The 13,421-nt window shown below is 64.6% G+C and carries 11 protein-coding genes and 1 tRNA gene; 7 read left to right on the top strand and 5 right to left on the bottom strand.

What is annotated here, in order from left to right:
* Window positions 1-104 precede the first annotated feature (104 nt).
* The 4 genes from hflK (at window position 105) to LC092_RS08480 (ending at window position 4,081) form a co-directional block, all read left to right on the top strand.
* Window positions 105-1,286 (top strand): FtsH protease activity modulator HflK, encoded by a 1,182-nt coding sequence (hflK, locus tag LC092_RS08495; protein WP_224806070.1) that lies wholly within the window; start codon window positions 105-107, stop codon window positions 1,284-1,286.
* Window positions 1,286-2,239: a protease modulator HflC gene (hflC, locus tag LC092_RS08490; RefSeq protein ID WP_224806069.1), complete on the top strand. Its 954-nt coding sequence runs from the start codon at window positions 1,286-1,288 to the stop codon at window positions 2,237-2,239. The genes hflK and hflC overlap by 1 nt, the downstream gene beginning before the upstream one ends.
* Window positions 2,236-2,421 (top strand): DUF2065 domain-containing protein, encoded by a 186-nt coding sequence (locus LC092_RS08485; protein ID WP_224806067.1) that lies wholly within the window; start codon window positions 2,236-2,238, stop codon window positions 2,419-2,421. Before hflC ends, LC092_RS08485 begins: the two co-directional genes overlap by 4 nt.
* Before the next feature lie 130 nt (window positions 2,422-2,551).
* The gene (locus tag LC092_RS08480) at window positions 2,552-4,081 is read left to right on the top strand and encodes a DegQ family serine endoprotease (RefSeq protein ID WP_412103547.1); all 1,530 of its coding nucleotides are present in this window, start codon (window positions 2,552-2,554) and stop codon (window positions 4,079-4,081) included.
* A gap of 107 nt (window positions 4,082-4,188) precedes the next feature.
* Here LC092_RS08480 and serB read toward each other — a convergent pair whose 3' ends face one another.
* Entirely contained in the window at window positions 4,189-5,082 is an 894-nt protein-coding gene (gene serB, locus LC092_RS08475) for a phosphoserine phosphatase SerB (RefSeq protein ID WP_224806064.1), read from the bottom strand.
* Between the two features lie 28 nt (window positions 5,083-5,110).
* Between serB and miaA the strand changes: the two genes are divergently transcribed.
* Together miaA and LC092_RS08465 are read left to right on the top strand one after the other, a co-directional pair.
* Window positions 5,111-6,034 carry a tRNA (adenosine(37)-N6)-dimethylallyltransferase MiaA gene (gene miaA / locus LC092_RS08470; RefSeq protein WP_224806062.1) on the top strand — a complete coding sequence of 308 codons (924 nt, stop codon included), beginning with the start codon at window positions 5,111-5,113 and terminating at the stop codon, window positions 6,032-6,034.
* Window positions 6,035-6,269: 235 nt separating this feature from the next.
* Entirely contained in the window at window positions 6,270-6,815 is a 546-nt protein-coding gene (locus LC092_RS08465) for a GNAT family N-acetyltransferase (RefSeq protein WP_224806060.1), read from the top strand.
* 108 nt (window positions 6,816-6,923) lie between these two features.
* Here the strand turns inward: LC092_RS08465 and LC092_RS08460 are convergent, their stop codons facing one another.
* The 3 genes from LC092_RS08460 to LC092_RS08450 form a co-directional block, all read right to left on the bottom strand.
* Window positions 6,924-8,471 (bottom strand): 2-isopropylmalate synthase, encoded by a 1,548-nt coding sequence (locus tag LC092_RS08460; protein WP_224806059.1) that lies wholly within the window; start codon window positions 8,469-8,471, stop codon window positions 6,924-6,926.
* Window positions 8,472-8,891: 420 nt separating this feature from the next.
* Entirely contained in the window at window positions 8,892-9,464 is a 573-nt protein-coding gene (gene ilvN, locus LC092_RS08455) for an acetolactate synthase small subunit (RefSeq protein ID WP_224806058.1), read from the bottom strand.
* 456 nt (window positions 9,465-9,920) lie between these two features.
* Window positions 9,921-11,687 carry an acetolactate synthase 3 large subunit gene (locus LC092_RS08450; protein ID WP_224806057.1) on the bottom strand — a complete coding sequence of 589 codons (1,767 nt, stop codon included), beginning with the start codon at window positions 11,685-11,687 and terminating at the stop codon, window positions 9,921-9,923.
* 591 nt (window positions 11,688-12,278) lie between these two features.
* Between LC092_RS08450 and LC092_RS08445 the strand changes: the two genes are divergently transcribed.
* Window positions 12,279-12,354 (top strand) — tRNA-Lys (locus LC092_RS08445).
* A 66-nt stretch (window positions 12,355-12,420) separates the two neighbouring features.
* On the opposite strand, the gene speB is transcribed toward LC092_RS08445, so the two are convergent.
* Window positions 12,421-13,392 carry an agmatinase gene (gene speB / locus LC092_RS08440; RefSeq protein WP_224806055.1) on the bottom strand — a complete coding sequence of 324 codons (972 nt, stop codon included), beginning with the start codon at window positions 13,390-13,392 and terminating at the stop codon, window positions 12,421-12,423.
* Window positions 13,393-13,421 lie beyond the last annotated feature (29 nt).

Raw genomic sequence — 13,421 nt, 5'->3', positions numbered from 1 at the left:
GCGCCGGGAAGAGTTCCTATAACCCGACGAGGCCCTGATGGGCGCAAGACGACAACCGGACCCTGGCGCATACGGCGCCGGGCTCCTCAGCGAAGGATGTGTTGATGCCTTGGAGCAACCAGAACGGCGGCGGCGGCTGGAAAGGCGGCGGCAACGGCGGTCCGTGGGGCGGATCGGGCGGTGGCGGCGGCGGCCCTTGGGGCAGTGGTCCCCAGCGCGGCGGTGGCGGCGGAGGCGGCAATCCGCCGGATCTGGAAGAACTCCTGAAGCGTAGCCAGAACACGCTGAAGAGCGTGCTTCCCGGCGGCGGCAATCTCGGCTTCAAGGGCATCCTGCTCGCGATCGTCGTCGTGATCGGCATCTGGTTCGCCAACGGTTTCTACCGCGTCGAACAGGGCCAGGTCGGCGTGGAGCTCGTTCTTGGCGAAATCACCGACCAGACCGCTCCGGGCCTGAACTACAACTGGCCCTATCCGCTCGGGTCCGTGTTCACGCCGGAAGTGCTGCGCATCCGCGAAATCACCGTCGGCCTTCGCGAGACGGTGCGCGGCTCGCGCGTTACGGCGCAGGACGTGGTCGAGGAAAGCCTGATGCTGACCGGCGACGAGAACATCGTCGACGTCGACTTCAAGGTTCAGTGGCGCATCCGCAACACGCCGCAGGGCGTGGCTGACTACCTGTTCAACATCCAGGATCCGGAAGCCACGGTGAAGGCGGTTGCCGAAAGCGCGATGCGCGAGGTCGTGGGCGAGAGCAACATCGATTCCATCCTCGGCGAAAACCGCCTGCCCATCCAGCAGGCCGTGCGCACGCTGATGCAGGGCGCGCTCGACACCTACGGCGCCGGCGTCGAAGTGACCGAGGTGCAGATGCAGAAGGTCGACCCGCCGCAGCAGGTCATCGACGCCTTCCGCGACGTGCAGGCGGCCCGTGCCGACCAGGAGCGCATCCAGAACGAGGCGCAGACCTACGCCAACCGGATCGTGCCGGAAGCGCGAGGCGAAGCGGCCCGTGTTCTCGAGGCGGCCAATGCCTATCGCGACCAGACGATCGCGGAAGCCAACGGTCAGGCACAGCGCTTCACCAAGGTTCTCCAGGAGTATCGCAAGGCACCGAACGTGACCCGCGAGCGGCTCTATCTCGAAACGCTTGAAAAGGTTCTGGGCGCCAACAACAAGATCATCATCGACGACAACGTTGGCGGCGCGGGCGGCATTGTCCCCTATCTCCCGCTCGACCAGCTCAACAAGTCTCAGGGCGCCGCCCGCAGCGGAGGCAACCAGTAATGAAGAACGGTCTTTTCGGACTTGGCGCCCTGCTGATCGCAGCACTGGCGTTCACCGCATATCTGTCGATCTACATCATCAACCCGGACCAGCAGGCGCTGGTGCTTCAGTTCGGTGAAATCCGCAAGAGCGAGCGCGAAGCGGGCCTGAAGTTCAAGGTCCCCTTCGTTCAGAACGTGCGCTTCTTCGACAAGCGGGTGCTTGATCTCAACATGCCGCCGATTGAGGCCATCGCCTCGGACAAGAAGCGCCTGATCGTGGACGCCTTCGCCCGTTACCGCATCACCGATCCGGTCCTGTTCTACCAGACGGTGAACAACATCAACGAGGCGAACCAGCGTCTGTCCACCTTCCTGCAGTCGAGCCTTCGCTCAGTGCTGGCGCGGGCCACCTTCGTGCAGGTCGTGCGTGACGAACGCGCCGAACTGATGGACGAGATCCGTGAGGACGTGGCAATCCGCGCCGCACCGATCGGGATCGAGGTCATCGACGTCAAGATCCGTCGCGCGGACCTTCCGCAGACCAACTCCGACGCGATTTTCCGTCGCATGCAAACCGAGCGTCAGCGCGAGGCGACGGAGCTTCGTGCGCAGGGTGAGGAACAGGCTCGCCGGATCCGGTCGCGCGCCGACCGCGATGCGACGGTTCTGATCGCCGAGGCGCGACGCGATGCGGAGATCATGCGCGGTGACGGTGACGCGGAGCGGACGAACATCTTTGCCGAAGCGTTCAGCGAAGATCCGGAGTTCTTCTCCTTCTACCGGTCGATGCAGGCCTATGCGGCCGGACTGGAGACAAGCGGAACCTCGATGGTGCTGTCTCCGAACTCTGAGTTCTTCCGCTACTTCCGCGATCCGCGCGGAACCGAACTGACGCCCACGCGCGTTCCGGCCACGGAGATGCCGGCGGCGCCGACGGCTGAGCCCGCAGCGCCCGCCGCCACCGCGCAGTGAGCGATCTGTGGGTCGCGCTTGGACTGGTGCTGGCGCTGGAGGGAACCCTCTATGCGCTGGCCCCGGGCGCGATGAAACAGGCAATCCGGCAGATGCTGGACCTGCCGGACAACATCCTGCGCGGCGGCGGTGTCGCCGCGCTCGCCATCGGGGTCTGTATCGTATGGCTCGTGCGCGGGTGAGCGCCCCTCACGACGGCGAGGCGGCCGGAACGGTTTCCTCGCCCAATTGATCGGGGATAGACTATCAAGCGGCGCCGGCATCTCCCGGCGTCAGGACGAAGGCACTGGAGGACGACGGCCAATGGCCCTGATGACACCTCAAGGCGCGTTGACGACCCGCGACGACGCCTCTTACACCAAGACGTCCGGCGCGCAGCGGATCTTCCGCCGCGCCGCAGTTCTGACACTGGCCTTCGCGCTTGGCGCTGCAAGCCTTGCGGCCGACCTGCGCCCGGCCCTGGCGCATGGTCCGGAATCGGTCCCCGATCTCGCGGAATCGCGCCTCGATTCCGTGGTGAACATCTCGACCGCGCAAAACGTCACCGGACAGCGCTCGGTGCCGATGCCGCAGGTTCCGGACGGCTCGCCCTTCCAGGAGTTCTTCGACGAATTCTTCAACCGGCAGAACCGCGACAACACCAACCGTCCGCGGCGCGTCCAGTCGCTGGGGTCGGGCTTCGTTCTCGACGGCACCGAAGGCATCATCATCACCAACAACCACGTGATCGAGGGCGCCGACGAAATCACCGTCAATTTCAACGATGGCTCCAAGCTCGCGGCGGAGGTGATCGGCACGGATCCGAAAACCGATCTCGCCGTGCTCAAGGTCGATCCGGACGGTCCGCTGAAGGCGGTTGCCTTCGGCGATTCCGACAAGATGCGGGTCGGCGACTGGGTGATGGCGATCGGCAACCCCTTCGGGCTTGGCGGCACGGTCACCACCGGCATTGTGTCCGCGCGCAACCGCGACATCAATTCCGGTCCCTATGACAACTACCTGCAGACCGACGCCTCCATCAACCGGGGCAACTCGGGCGGACCGTTGTTCAACGAGCTGGGCGAAGTCATCGGCATCAACACCGCGATCATCTCGCCTTCCGGCGGCTCGATCGGCATCGGCTTCGCCATTCCCTCCAAGACGGCGATGCAGGTGATCGCCCAGTTGCGCGAGTTCGGCGAGACCCGCCGCGGCTGGCTCGGCGTCCGCATCCAGGAAGTCACCGACGAGATCGCGGAAAGCCTCGGCATGTCCGATGCCGAAGGCGCGCTTGTCGCCGGCATCACCGAAGGCGGACCGGCCGAAGAAGCCGGCCTCACCGCCGGTGACGTCATCGTCGAGTTCAATGGCGAGCGTGTTCCCTCCATGCGCGATCTGCCGCGCATGGTCGCGGACACGCCCGTCGCCGAGGAAGTCGATGTGGTCGTGTTGCGCAAGGGTACCGAGGTCACGCTGAAGGTGACGCTTGGCCGTCTCGAGGAAGCGGATTCCGCCGTTGCCGACGCATCCGGCGAAAGCCCGGCCGACGAGCCGTCGGAAACCTCCTCCATGCTGGGCATGACGCTTGCCCCGATGAGCGATGAACTGCGCGAGAAATACACGATCGCCGAAGATGTCGAAGGCGTCGTCGTGACCGAGGTCGAGGCCGGGTCCGACGCTGCGGAAAAGCGCATCACCGCCGGCGATGTGATCGTCGAAGTGGCCCAGGAAGCCGTCAAGGCACCCGCCGACATTGGCGCGCGCGTGCAGACCCTGAAGGAGGAAGGCCGCCGCCTGGCGCTGCTGCTGATCTCCAACGCCCAGGGCGAGGTTCGCTTCATCCCGGTCCCGATCGAGGATTGACCGGGTTGGACGCATCACGCGTTCGAAGCAAAAAGGGGCCGCGGTACATCCCGCGGCCCCTTTCTTTTTCTCTCGCCCCTCCCGTGGGAGGTGACGGCAGCCCGTGTTCAGGCGGCGAAATCCGCCTTCGCATAGCCCTGCATATACAGAAGCGCGCTCAGGTCGCCGTGATCGATCCGCGCATCCGCGACCGCCGCGACCGACGGCTTGGCGTGATAGGCAACGCCCAGGCCGGCCAGCTCGATCATCGCCAGATCGTTGGCGCCGTCGCCGACCGCAAGTGCGTCTTCCGGCGTCAGCCCCTGCTCCGCCAGAAGCTCTCCCAGACGCTGGCGCTTGGCCTCGCGTCCAAGGATCGGATCCGCGACCTCGCCGGTCAGCTTGCCGTCGGCGGTGAGCAGAGAATTCGCCCGGTTTTCGTGAAACCCGATCTCGGCCGCAATCACCTCGGTAAAGGCCGTGAAGCCACCGGACACAAGCGCGCAATAGGCGCCATCCCGGCGCATGGTCTGCACAAGGCTCTTCGCACCCGGCGTCAGGGTGATCTGGGTGTCGAGCACCGTCCGGATCACCGAGACATCGAGCCCGGCGAGCATGGCGGCCCGCTCCCGCAACGCTGGCTCGAACTCCAGCTCGCCCCGCATCGCCCGCTCGGTGATCGCGGCGATCTCGGGCTTTTTGCCAAGGGCATCGGCCAGTTCGTCGATGCATTCCTGCCCGATCATGGTGGAATCCATGTCCGCGATCAGCAGGCGCTTGCGTCTTCCCTCCTGCTTCTGCACAAGAAGGTCGACCGGCACGCCGTCGAGCGCGTTACGCAACGCGGTTTCGAAGGCGCCGGCGCTGGCCGGATCGGCATTGAACAGAAGGTCAACGGCGTGCCCGGCGTCGAGCGTCACGGTTTGCGCGCCCTCGGGCAGGACCGCCCGCGCGGCCTCCAGAAGCCTGGCGTCAATAACCGGACGCTGCGGGGCGGCAATCAGGGTGGCAACCAGGGTCATGGTCGGCTCTGCCTTTGAGAGGAATTGGATGGGATCTCAAGCGGTAACGTTGATAGCCGGGCCGACCGCCAGCGGCAAGTCGGCGCTTGCCGTGACCCTGGCGGAAAAGACCGGGGCGCTGGTGGTCAATGCCGACAGCATGCAGGTCTATGCCGATCTCGATGTCCTGACGGCCCGTCCGGGGGCGGACGATCTCGCCCGCGCCGACCACCGCCTCTACGGCCATATCGACGCCGCCGATGCCTATTCCGTCGCCCGCTGGCTGGGCGATGTCGAGACGACGTTGGCATCGGCAACGGCGGACGGGCGCCCCGTGATCCTGGTCGGCGGCACGGGGCTTTACTTCCGCGCCCTGACCAAGGGCCTGTCGAGCGTCCCGCCCATCGACGAGGCGGTACGCACCAGACTGCGCGCCATGGCGGCCGAGGCTCCGGGCGATGAGTTGCACCGGCTGTTGCGCGCGCGCGATCCCGACATGGCGGACCGTCTGGAGCCCGGCGACACGCAGCGCATCACCCGCGCGCTGGAGGTCGTGGAAAGCACCGGCCGGTCGTTGCTGCATTGGCAAGGCCAGACCGGGACACCGCTGATCGCCCGCTCCGCCCCACGGGTCGTTCTGGCGCCGCCGCGCCGCTGGCTGCATGCCCGCATTGCCGCGCGTTTCGACACCATGATCGCACAGGGCGCGATTTCCGAAGCGCGCCGTCTTGCGGCGCGCGGCCTCTCCCCTGCCCTGCCGGCGATGAAGGCGATCGGCGTGCGCGAGCTCGCCAACCTGCCCGACATGGATGCCGGCCTTGCTGCCGCTGTCGAGCGCTGCGTCGCCCAGACACGGCAATACGCAAAACGGCAGGAGACCTTCTTCCGCGGCCAGCTCGGCGATTGGCCGCGTCTCGACCCGAACGCCTCTACCTTGCGCGAACTCGTCACACAATTGGCGCGCCATCCGTGATATAATAAAGCCCAAGATTGCACCGCCACGGTTTGCGCACATTATGCGGGTATCGACTTCGCGCAATCCTTGGGCCGGGCTTGAATAAGTCGGGTCTTGTTCCCGCAAGACGCCGAATCAGCGTTCAATGAGAGGCGGTAAATGCCCGGTGAACGCGACAGCGCCTGACGTGTGCGACACGCGCACGCATGGCTTTCCGGCACATGGCGCCGGGACGACACCGTAGGAGGACGGAATGCCGTCGAAAGCGATCCTCACCACGCCAAGACTGGCGCTGACCACATTTTCCGAGGACGATCTCGCCGACCTCTACGCGCTGCATTGCGACCCGCAGGTCAACCGGTTCCTGGGGTCCCACGAGATCATCCACACCCGCGAAGACGCCAGGCGCCACCTCAGCGACTATGTTACCGGACAGGAGCGGCGCGGCTTCAGCCAGTGGAAAGCGTCGCTGGACGACGGAACCTTCGCCGGGCGCGCCGGTTTCTCGGTCTATCCCGAGACCTCGGAAGTCGCGCTCAGCATCTGCCTGAAGTCCGAATTCTGGGGCAAGGGCTATGCGTCGGAACTGGCGGACGCCCTCGTGGAGTGGTTCTTCGACACCACCTATTTCACCCATCTGATCGCCTTCGTGGCCGCCGGCAACGAACCGGCCCGCCGGATGATGGAAGCCAACGGCTTCCGCCAGCGCCAGCGCATGCTGATCGACGACGCGGCCTTCGACTGCCTGCAGATCCTCTCCCCGGCGCTGGCGAAACGCTTCGCCTCGAACGCGGGTTAGGACAGCACTTCAACCATCCGAGAAACAAAAACGCCCTGCGATCCATCGACCGCAGGGCGTTTGTCATCGTCAAGGCTGCCGCCGAGGACAGCCGGAGGAAGCTGGACCTCACACGGCCTTCAGTTCCTGATGGTCCGGGCGGTTCTGACGGGCGAGCAGCTTGTTCAGCGCCGAGACATAGGCGCGCGCCGAGGCGACCAGCGTGTCCGTATCCGCGCCCTTGCCGGTGGAAATGCGCCCGTTGGCCTCAAGCCGCACGGAGACCTCGCCCTGGGCGTCGGTGCCTTCGGTGACCGCATGCACCTGGTAGAGCGAAAGCTTTGCCTCATGCGGCACGATGGCCTTGATGGCATTGAAGGTCGCATCGACCGGTCCGTCGCCGGAACACTCGCGGGTCTCGTGCTTGCCGTCGACATCCATCGTCAGGATCGCCTTCTGCGGACCGCCGGTGCCGGCGATCACTGTCAGCGCGATCACCTTGATCTGCTCGCCCTGTGTCGCGATCTCGTTTTCGACCAGCGCCTCGATGTCCTCGTCGTAGACATGCTTCTTGCGGTCGGCCAGCTCCTTGAAGCGGCGGAACGCCTCCTCGAAGGCATTGTCGCCGATCTCGTAGCCCAGTTCCTCCAGCTTCTGGCGGAACGCGTGACGGCCCGAATGCTTGCCCATGACCAGCGAGGTCGCGCGCACGCCAACGTCCTCGGGACGCATGATCTCGTAGGTCTCCGCGTTCTTCAGCATGCCATCCTGGTGGATGCCGCTTTCATGCGCGAAGGCGTTCTTGCCGACGATGGCCTTGTTGTACTGGACCGGAAAACCGGAAACGGCCGAGACCAGCTTGGACGCGCGCGTCAGGAACTTCGGGTCGACGCCGCACGCGTAGGGCAGCACGTCGGAGCGGGTCCTGAGCGCCATCACGATCTCTTCCAGCGCCGCATTGCCCGCGCGCTCGCCCAGACCGTTGATCGTGCATTCGATCTGGCGTGCGCCGCCGGCGACACCGGCCAGCGAGTTGGCGACCGCCAGTCCCAGGTCGTTGTGGCAATGCACCGAGAAAACCGCCTTGTCGGCATCCGGCACGCTTTCGCGAATGGCCTGGAACATCGCCTTGTATTCGTCCGGCGTCGCATAACCGACGGTGTCGGGCAGGTTGATCGTGGTGGCGCCGGCGCGAATGGCGGCTTCCACGCAGCGGCACAGATACTCGATCGGCGTGCGGGTCGCGTCCATTGCCGACCATTCGACGTCGTCGATCAGGTTGCGCGCCCGCGTCACCGTATCGGTGATGATGTCGAGCACCTGCGCCTCGGTCTTTTTCATCTGGTGTTCCAGATGGATCGGCGAGGTCGACACGAAGGTGTGGATGCGCCCGCGTTCGGCATGACGCACGGCGTCGCCCGCACGGTCGATATCCGCGTGGATCGCGCGGGCCAGACCGGCGATCACCGACCGCTTGGCGCGCTTGGCGATCTCGCTCACCGCCTCGAAATCGCCGTTGGAGGCGATCGGAAAGCCGGCTTCGATGATGTCGACGCCCATGTCGTCGAGGATTTCGGCGACCTGGAGCTTTTCCTCCAGCGTCATGGAGGCGCCGGGCGACTGCTCGCCGTCGCGCAAGGTGGTGTCGAAGATGAAGACGTGATCCTGGCCGGACATGGGTCGGGTTTCCTCTTTAGCCTGGTTCGGCGCCGCAGATGCGTTGCGCGCGAAGCCTATCAAAATCTGGTGTTGGGAATGATGCTGGCTCCCCTGAGTGCCCGCTCCCGGTCATGGCGGAAGCAGTCAGCGCTCAGGGGCTGATAAGAAGAAGGAGACCGGAAATCGGTAGCAGTCCGCCGCGCAAGCTGTGCGCGTCGATCGCAGAAGCGGCAATGGTGCCAGCGGCGATCATGCGGATCTCGTTTCCCGTGTCTTGCGCCCGACGGGCCAACGAAGGTGGCCGGGGCGGTCTGTCCGTATTGCCGGTCATCGCGTGACTTTTCGGCAGACCCCGAGGGTCACCGGAAAGACTGACCAAACCGTTAACAATTTGGTAGCGGAAAGCCCGCGCCGATGCAAGCACCGGCGCGGTCGAGCTTAAAGCCCTTCCGGACCGCGCTGCAATGCGGCGACGCCGGAGCGCGACACTTCCACCAGTCCGAGCGGCTTCAAAATGCCGATGAACTGTTCGATCTTGTTGGTCCGTCCGGTGATCTCGAAGACGAAATGCTCCGCCGTCGCATCGATCACCGTCGCCTTGAAGGCATCGGCCAAGCGCAGGGCCTCGAGCCGCTTTTCGCCGACGCCGGCCACCTTGATCAGCACCAGTTCGCGTTCCAGCGGCTTTTCGAAGTTTCGCCGGCGGGCCTCCACCGTCAGGTTGGTGACCCGGTGCACCGGCACCAGCCGTTCAAGCTGATGGTGGATCTGCTCGATCACCATCGGCGTTCCGGTGGTCACGATGGTGATGCGCGACAGGTGCTTCTCGTGCTCCGTCTCCGACACCGTCAGGCTGTCGATGTTGTAGCCGCGCCCGGAGAAAAGACCGATCACCCGGGCAAGGACACCCGGCTCGTTGTCGACGAGGACCGAGAGCGTGTGGCTTTCGGAGACTTCGCTCACCTCTGCCATGAAGTAGGCGGACGGCGCATTCAGGTTCTGTGCGTTCATGGTTTTTTCGTTCCCGGTATCTTTCTCAACAGTCGAAAAGCCAGCACGGAGTTGATCGAAGCGACGACGGCAGGGAGCACGAGATATGAGGTCAGCAGGAGAACCGACAGCCAGTTGGACAGCGGACGCCCTGCATGCTCATACCCCTGCCCGCAGGGTGTGCCGAATAGGAGAACACCTCTTGAAACCCCGTGGTTGAGTGCCACAAGCGCCCATCCCAATAGTCCGACGCACCCCGACACTGCCAAAGCGGAATGGGACCGCCCCCCGCGCTCTCTATAAAGAGCTCCGATACTCCCGATCAGCGAGAGAACAAGCGGCACACCGCCAAGAATCGCGCCGGTCAAAAAAGGCCCGTTTGCTCCCTGGGTACACGTTCCAGTGTAGCCAAGGAGCAGAAGAGGATACGCAAGTATCAATCCGAATACGGCAAGGGCGGTCATTGTCAGGCAAAGCTCACACGAGCGCCTTGCCTTCGGAGGAAATGGCCGAGGCCACCGCTTCGTCGTTGGCCTCGTCGGGCAGAAGCATTTCGTTATGCGCCTTGCCGGACGGGATCATCGGGAAACAGTTGGCGAGGCTCGCGACCCGGCAGTCGAAGATCACCGGCTTGGGGGTTGCGATCATTTCCTCGATGGCCGCATCCAGATCACCGGGCTTCTCCACTCGGATCCCGTGGCCGCCATAGGCTTCCGCCAGCTTCACGAAGTCGGGAAGGCTTTCCATGTAGGAGTTCGACAGGCGGTTGCCGTGCAGCAGCTGCTGCCACTGGCGCACCATGCCCATGTACTGGTTGTTCAGGATGAACACCTTCACCGGCAGGCCGAACTGCACCGCCGTCGACATTTCCTGGATGTTCATCAGGATCGAGGCGTCGCCGGCAATATCGACGCACAGCGCGTCCGGATGCGCGACCTGCGCGCCGATCGCCGCGGGCAGACCGTAGCCCATCGTGCCGAGACCGCCCGATGTCAGCCAGCGGTTCGGCGATTCAAAGCCGTAGAACTGCGCCGCCCACATCTGGTGCTGGCCGACCTCGGTCGACACATAGGTCTCCCGGTCCTTGGTCAGCTCATAGAGCCGCTGGATCGCGTATTGCGGCATGATGACGTCGTCCGTCGGACGGTAGGCCAGCGAATTGCGCGCCCGCCAGGTGTCGATCTGCGCCCACCAGTCCTTCTGCGCCTCGGCATTGAGCGAATGGCCGCCGCTGCGCCACAGCCGCACCATGTCTTCCAGAACGTGGCCGACATCGCCGACAATGGGGATATCGACCTTCACCGTCTTGTTGATCGACGACGGGTCGATGTCGATATGCACCTTCAGCGAGTTCGGCGAAAAGGCATCGAGACGCCCGGTGATGCGGTCGTCGAAACGCGCGCCGATGTTCACCATCACGTCGCAATCGTGCATCGCCATGTTGGCTTCATAGGTGCCGTGCATGCCGAGCATGCCGAGCCACTCCTTGCCCGACGCCGGATAGGCGCCAAGCCCCATCAGCGTCGAGGTCACCGGAATGCCGGTCATCTGGGCGAATTCGCGCAGCAGGTGGCAGGCCGCCGTGCCCGAATTGATCACACCGCCGCCGGTATAGAGAATCGGCCGGCGCGCCCGCGCGAGAAGCTCGATGGCGCCGCGGATCGCCTCCATGTCGCCCTTAAGGCGCGGGCGGTAGCTCTTGTGCGCGACGGTGCCCGGCGCCTCATAGGTGCCGGTGGCGAACTGCACGTCCTTGGGGATGTCGACGACGACCGGACCGGGACGCCCGGCGGTCGCGACGTAAAAGGCCTCGTGCAGGATGCGCGGCAGGTCCTTGACGTCGCGCACCAGCCAGTTGTGCTTGGTGCAGGGCCGGGTGATGCCGACGGTGTCGCATTCCTGAAAGGCGTCATTGCCGATCAGATGCGTCGGCACCTGGCCGGTGATGCAGACCATGGGGATCGAATCGAGCATCGCATCGGTCAGCGCGGTGACCATATTGGTCGCGCCGGGACCGGAGGTGACGAGCACCACGCCGGGCTTGCCGGTCGAACGGGCATAGCCCTCGGCCGCATGGCCGGCGCCCTGCTCGTGACGCACGAGAATATGCGCGACATCGTCCTGCTGGATAATTTCATCGTAAATCGGAAGCACGGCACCACCGGGGTAGCCGAACACATGCTGGACCCCTTGATCCTTGAGTGCCTGGAGCACCATCTCGGCGCCGGTCATCTCGCGCTTCATTTTCGCTTTCCTCGATTATCGCAGCTTGCTGTCTCGACACATGTCATCGTTCTGGTTTGGCGCAACGGCCCCGCCGCGATTGAGGCGGACAGTCCGGGCACGACCTTCAGGCAATAAAAAAGGCCCCCGAGGAGGCCTTGTGCGCGCATCATCGTCGGGAAACGAGTGTCACCTCGTCCCGTTCGCGCGCGCCTCGCCTACAAGAATGAGCGTAAAGCCCATCATTCGTACCACTCCCGTTTTGCCGGTGTCGCGTCCGGCCTGTCCGACGGGGCATCTGCCCCCGCACGAACTGCCGTCACCCGACGCCGCGCAAACTAGACGCGCCCTCCCAAGGGGTCAAGCGCTATGTCAGGAAATTTCGCCGCGGAATGGCAAATCTTGTCGAATGTTGCAGACGATCCGATTTCCCCTGCAAAACCTGCCGATGGAAACCGGGCTACATCCAGTGCGCTGCGCGGATATCCCCAGCTTCGAACGTGAGCAGTCACTAAACGCGAAAAGCCCCTTGCAACACCCCGCCGGGCTTTGTATATACCCACTCCACGGCGCGGGCGATTGCCGCTTCCGCCGTTTGGCCGCATTGGCCGTGGGTGTATAGCTCAGTTGGTAGAGCAGCTGACTCTTAATCAGCCGGTCCTGGGTTCGAATCCCCGTGCACCCACCACTCCCTTCTCTTCCTGACGATAGATGAGACAGTGCGCTTCGGCGCTGCAAACACGCGTCCTCCGCGTCAGGCGCCTCCCCGCCGCTGCTCGCGTTCGTGGAACACGAACCCCAGGAAATTCAGCAGGATCTGCGCGGCGAGGATTGCCGTCGAGCCGGTCTGGTCGTAGTCCGGCGCCACTTCCACCAGATCGATGCCGACCACCTCGTGGCGACGGCTCAGCGCCTGCAGCATCTCCAGCACCTCGTAATAGAGAAAGCCGCCGTGGCTGGGCGTTCCCGTGCCAGGTGCGATCGACGGGCAGAAGCCATCGATGTCGAGGGTGACATAGACCCTTGCCCCTTCCGGGATGCGCGCGATCACGCCCTCCGGGCCGAGCTTGCGCATCTGGCGCACCGAGAGAATGTCGGAACCGAAGGCGCGTGCCGCCTCGTAGCCCTCGCGGGCGGTCGAGGAGACGTTGCGGATGCCGACCTGCGTCAGCCCGGTGACATAGTCCTTTTCCGCCGCCCGGCGCATCGGATTGCCATGTCCGTTGCGCACGCCGTGGCGCTCGTCGACGAAATCCAGATGCGCGTCGATCTGCAGGATATGGATCGGTCCATACTCCTCGAAGGCATCGATGCAGGGGATGTTGACCGAATGGTCGCCGCCGAGCACCACCGGAAAGGCTCCGGCCTCCAGCATCGCCCGCACCCCGGCTGCAATATTGGCGTGGCTTGCCACCGTGTCGGTATGCACGATGTCGGCGTCGCCGAGATCCGCGATCCGGACGCTTTCCGGCAGATAGGTAGCGTCGTCCTCATGGTCGTAGGCGCCGGCGTGACCGAAGGAAAACAGCGTCGACGCCTCGCGGATGGCCCGCGGACCGAACCGGGCCCCGGCGCGAAACTGCGTGCCGAAATCGAACGGCGCGCCGAGTACGCCAACATCGGCATCGAGTTTCGACCAGTCCTCGCAATAGGGGCGCTTGCCGAAGGTCGCGATCCCGACGAAGGGAAGGTTCAACCGACCTGCCTGGTAGGAGTGTCCGCTCATCTGCCCTCGTCCCTCCGTTCGCGATGCCG

Source organism: Stappia stellulata (assembly GCF_020176715.1).
Classification (GTDB): Bacteria; Pseudomonadota; Alphaproteobacteria; order Rhizobiales; family Stappiaceae; genus Stappia.
Note: the sequence above shows the minus strand (reverse complement) of the source record. Positions and strands in the feature narration are given on the sequence as shown.

What these genes read in the sequence shown, in the direction of transcription:
- miaA (WP_224806062.1), top strand. Translation starts at nt 5,111, where the DNA reads ATGGGATCTCAAGCGGTAACGTTGATAGCCGGGCCGACCGCCAGCGGC.
- LC092_RS08450 (WP_224806057.1), bottom strand. Translation starts at nt 11,687, where the DNA reads ATGAAGCGCGAGATGACCGGCGCCGAGATGGTGCTCCAGGCACTCAAG.
- hflK (WP_224806070.1), top strand. Translation starts at nt 105, where the DNA reads ATGCCTTGGAGCAACCAGAACGGCGGCGGCGGCTGGAAAGGCGGCGGC.
- ilvN (WP_224806058.1), bottom strand. Translation starts at nt 9,464, where the DNA reads ATGAACGCACAGAACCTGAATGCGCCGTCCGCCTACTTCATGGCAGAG.
- hflC (WP_224806069.1), top strand. Translation starts at nt 1,286, where the DNA reads ATGAAGAACGGTCTTTTCGGACTTGGCGCCCTGCTGATCGCAGCACTG.
- serB (WP_224806064.1), bottom strand. Translation starts at nt 5,082, where the DNA reads ATGACCCTGGTTGCCACCCTGATTGCCGCCCCGCAGCGTCCGGTTATT.
- speB (WP_224806055.1), bottom strand. Translation starts at nt 13,392, where the DNA reads ATGAGCGGACACTCCTACCAGGCAGGTCGGTTGAACCTTCCCTTCGTC.
- LC092_RS08465 (WP_224806060.1), top strand. Translation starts at nt 6,270, where the DNA reads ATGCCGTCGAAAGCGATCCTCACCACGCCAAGACTGGCGCTGACCACA.
- LC092_RS08480 (WP_412103547.1), top strand. Translation starts at nt 2,552, where the DNA reads ATGACACCTCAAGGCGCGTTGACGACCCGCGACGACGCCTCTTACACC.
- LC092_RS08460 (WP_224806059.1), bottom strand. Translation starts at nt 8,471, where the DNA reads ATGTCCGGCCAGGATCACGTCTTCATCTTCGACACCACCTTGCGCGAC.